General features: G+C 27.8%; 4 protein-coding genes. 2 read left to right on the forward strand and 2 right to left on the reverse strand.

The genetic code is table 11. The annotated features are described in order from the left end of the window. The first annotated feature begins 397 nt into the window (after positions 1-397). Both RWY47_RS05255 and RWY47_RS05260 read left to right on the forward strand, forming a co-directional pair. Entirely contained in the window at positions 398-868 is a 471-nt protein-coding gene (locus RWY47_RS05255) for a helix-turn-helix domain-containing protein (RefSeq protein ID WP_223917888.1), read from the forward strand. Positions 869-1,079: 211 nt separating this feature from the next. Then, a complete protein-coding gene (locus RWY47_RS05260; protein ID WP_223917889.1) occupies positions 1,080-1,748 on the forward strand; it encodes a hypothetical protein in 669 nt (222 codons plus the stop codon). A gap of 344 nt (positions 1,749-2,092) precedes the next feature. On the opposite strand, the gene RWY47_RS05265 is transcribed toward RWY47_RS05260, so the two are convergent. Continuing rightward, complete coding sequence (locus RWY47_RS05265; protein ID WP_223917890.1) at positions 2,093-2,305, reverse strand: hypothetical protein; 213 nt, start codon at positions 2,303-2,305, stop codon at positions 2,093-2,095. Positions 2,306-2,394: 89 nt separating this feature from the next. Next, positions 2,395-3,537 carry a MobV family relaxase gene (mobV, locus tag RWY47_RS05270; RefSeq protein ID WP_316030264.1) on the reverse strand — a complete coding sequence of 381 codons (1,143 nt, stop codon included), beginning with the start codon at positions 3,535-3,537 and terminating at the stop codon, positions 2,395-2,397. Positions 3,538-4,050 lie beyond the last annotated feature (513 nt).

Raw genomic sequence — 4,050 nt, forward strand, 5'->3', positions numbered from 1 at the left:
ATTAAAACCTAATTTAAGAATCCAAAAGACCAACTGACGTTTTATTTCAGATTGGAGTTGTTTTTTACTCCAATCTGAAATAAATAAGGATGGCGGTAGTGGGGTTTTGGGGAATGCCCCAAGGTCTTAAAATCATAGGTCGCATATATGCTCCCAAAAGCTTATAACAGATACACAGAAGAGAACAGATTAAAAATATAGTATTTTCAGTAGTTTTAAGATTTAATAGTTATCATACTGTGATACCTATTGGTATCATAGCTTATGATACCAATACGAAACTTTTTGAAAAATAATGATACTTGCGGAATCATTATTGAGTATAGTATAATGATAACAGAGGTATCAAAAAAGATAACTATAAGTATCACAGTATGATAACTAAGGGGGAATTAAGATGGAAAAAAATAATAATTTTGTGCAAATGTATAGGGATCATATGCCTGAACTTAGATGGTTAATGAAAAAAAGTGGAATTGCAAGTAGTATATTAAATTTTATAATGGAACATATGGACTATCATAATGCTTTATGCTGCTCATATGCAGTTTTTATGGATTATTTTGAAATAAGTAAACCAACAGTTTCAAGGGCAATAAAATTATTAAAAGATAATGGATTTATAGATGTTTTAAAGAGTGGAACATCTAACGTGTACATAGTAAATCATGAAGTAGCTTGGACTTCATATGGGGAAGATAAAAAGATGTGTAAATTTAATGGAAATATTATAGTGACTCAAAAAGAAAATAAAGACTATTTTTATAGAAATCAATTTGATAAATTTAAAGAATTGAGAGAAAGAGAAAACATAAAAACAGATAAACAGAAATTCAAAGAAGAAGAACCAATAAAAAAAGTGCTATAGCTGTTTAAAGCTATAGCACTTTTTTTATTGGTTCATTTATTGGTTCAAATGGTTCACATTATATCTGGTATAAATATAGCGAATTTAAGTTTAAAAGTCAATTTAGTAAATATTTAAATAAGGTAGAGGACGACATAATTATAATATTAAAAGGATTTTTGTCTAATAGTGCAGAATATTTTAAAAAAATAATATATTTGGAGGAATATTTATGAGTTTTAAAAAAAGAGCTACTAAAAGTATTTCACTAGCATTAATAGGAGTCATTGCTAGTCTCCCATTATTAACAACAACTGCAAACGCACAAACTAACAATACTAACAATATTGATACATATCATACAAGTGAAAAATCAACAGAGCCTTACACAGAGTCTTACACTGATGAAAATCTAGGAGTTATATATGATAAAGTTGTAGATGGTAATAAAACTACAATGACAATTAAATCATTAGATGGAAACGTTCTAAATGTACTAGAAGATATAGACAATGAAACATATATAGATGGGAAAAAGATTTCTATTATTAGTAGTGAGAGTTATGAAAGTAATGATAATAGTTTAGAAAAATTTGAAATTAATACTAGTAGAGCCGCAGTTAAATGGGGAAAATGGCAATATAATACAATGTATATAAACACAGGTGGATTAGGTACAGCTAGTATAGCTGGTTTGATTGCATTAAAAGCAGGATGGACTCCTGTTGGTGCCGCTGCTGTGATTGCTGCCGCAGTTGCAGGTAAATATGATAAACTTAAAATAAGTTATAAAATAAGATATGGTTCAGATGGTAGATATAATCATTATGAGAGGGTAACAACATTTTATGGAGATGGTAAATTCATTAAATCAGTCTCAGATAAAGGTAAAAGATATTAATTTCGAAAGGAATATCCATAGATGAAATATTTAATCGATAATAATGAATTACTTTTTCATTTTATAGCATATATTTCCACAATTATGATTTTACCAATTATTTTTAAAAATAAATTATTATCAAAGAAAACAAAATTTTGTTTTTCATTTATTTTGATAATTTTAAATTTATTTACCATGATATATTTTAACGGGCTTGATAAAGTTACATATACTTATTTTGTTATACTAATTATAACTGGAATATATATTTTATATGAAAGAAATAAAAATTGTAAAAATTAGAATTTTAGAAGATGTAGGTAGCCTTTTGTAAAAACAAATGTACCTACATCTTTTTTAGATTAAAATATGTTTAGATTTAAATATGGAGTATCTCGCCTATACTCTCTTTCAAGAGCATTTATATCAAATACCCAAGTAGTACCAAACTTTATACAGTCTTCACCTTCAATAAACTTTTTGTTTTTTATATTTCTTCTCAATGTAGATTCATCTTTGTTAAATTTAATTGATGCATCTTTTAAAGAAATTAATCCTTCGAATTTAGGGTTCATAGCTCTACCACCTTTTAGAAAAAATTGCACGTTTGCGTGTAGGAATGTAAGTATAATTACACATTAATGCTCGCTTGAGTGTATTTTAATCATAACTCTAAATTATAATCTTTATTTTTTGTTTTTTTCATTTTTTCAATCTGAAGCTTATTTTTGAATTTTTCTTTTTCCTTAAACTTTTCAAAATTGATTTCAATTCCATTTTCCCTTATAAACTTTTTTAAATAACCTAACTCATTTTTATATAAATCTAATTCTTTTTTGTGTGATTGTTTCATTTTATGAACACAATTATTTTTTTCATAAATTTCACTTTGCCATTTTCTATAATACTCTTCACTTTGTTTTTTATAGGTATCTTTTAATTTTTCCTGAGACTCCAGCTGATTACTTACAGTTGCATATAAATTATGTTGTTCATATGCTTTAATTGCAGATTTTCTCAACTTTTCAAAATCAGATTTTTTAATTTTAATGTGTTCTGAATCCTTTTTAAATAAAGTTGATGCATCCTCACATTGGATAGCATTAATCTGTAATATATCTAATGAATTTTTATATAGAATTTGAGTTACTGTTTGATACTCTTCTCTTTTATCTTCAAGATATCTATTTATTTCATTTAATTCCTTAAGAGAGTTCTTTTTTAAAGTTTGAATTTTAATATTCTTAGAGTTAGTTTCTTTGGATGAAACACCTCTGTCTAAATCGAAATTTTTGTTTGTTAAGTAGCTAAAGAACTTATCTTGAAGCTGTGTAAGCTTTTTCTTTCCATCTAACCATTCTTTAGCACTAAGTCGACCATCAGAAGTTATAGGAGTAAAACCTAAATGCATATGAGGAGTAGTTTCATCCATATGTACATTTGCATAAATTATATTTTCTTTTCCAAATTCACTTTTAATAAATTCATAAGATTCTTTAAAAAATCTTTTAGTTTCATCAGATCCTATTGTTTTAAAAAATTCTGAATCAGATGTTATAAGACATTCAACATTCAAAACAGCATCTTTTCTTATTGCTTTTGTTCCTGTATATCTTTCTTTTATTTTTTTGTTTATTTCGTCTATGTAAACTATATTGTAATTATTATGCAAATCATAATTTAAATTAGTTTTATTGAAATTTATATCTTTGTTAGAGTAATTCTTGTTTTCTCGTTGATTATGCCTTTGGCATTTGTTAATTACAGTTGATTTCATCTTTTGAGTTCTAAGGATTGCATAGCTCATAAATTTCACTCCTCATATCTAAATAAATTGGTGCTATTTTTGGTGTCAAAGTGGTTCAAAAATGGCACCAAAATGCTTCATATTGATTAAAAATCTATATGAAGTGTAACATACTACTCTTTACGATGTAAAGAAGCATGCCATTGCATGGAGCAGGGCGTAGCCCTCTGCTTCGCATTCACCCACACCCCCTTTGAAAAGGGTGTTGACCCCTAAATTAAGAATGGGGTTTCACCCCAAACCCCACACTTGCCGTTAGGCAAGCCCCTACTATGTAGGAGCAGCACAAAAGTGTTAGGCTTTCATTCCATCAAGAGCCTTTCTCGGCATATTCTCCTTCTCTACGTTCAGTCCGATATTCCAAGATACTCTTGACTGCATTCTCAGCCTCTAGGAGCCTATTAGAATGTTTTCTAAGTGATAAAAAGTCTATTTGTATTGCTTAAGTAAAATAAATGATTAAAACCTAATTTAAGAATCCAAAAGACCAACTGACGTTTTATTTCAGATTGG

Origin of the sequence: Paraclostridium sp. MRS3W1 (assembly GCF_032465715.1) — a bacterium.
Classification (GTDB): Bacteria; Bacillota; Clostridia; order Peptostreptococcales; family Peptostreptococcaceae; genus Paraclostridium; species Paraclostridium dentum.

What these genes read in the sequence shown, in the direction of transcription:
- RWY47_RS05255 (WP_223917888.1), top strand. Translation starts at nt 398, where the DNA reads ATGGAAAAAAATAATAATTTTGTGCAAATGTATAGGGATCATATGCCT.
- RWY47_RS05260 (WP_223917889.1), top strand. Translation starts at nt 1,080, where the DNA reads ATGAGTTTTAAAAAAAGAGCTACTAAAAGTATTTCACTAGCATTAATA.
- RWY47_RS05265 (WP_223917890.1), bottom strand. Translation starts at nt 2,305, where the DNA reads ATGAACCCTAAATTCGAAGGATTAATTTCTTTAAAAGATGCATCAATT.
- mobV (WP_316030264.1), bottom strand. Translation starts at nt 3,537, where the DNA reads ATGAGCTATGCAATCCTTAGAACTCAAAAGATGAAATCAACTGTAATT.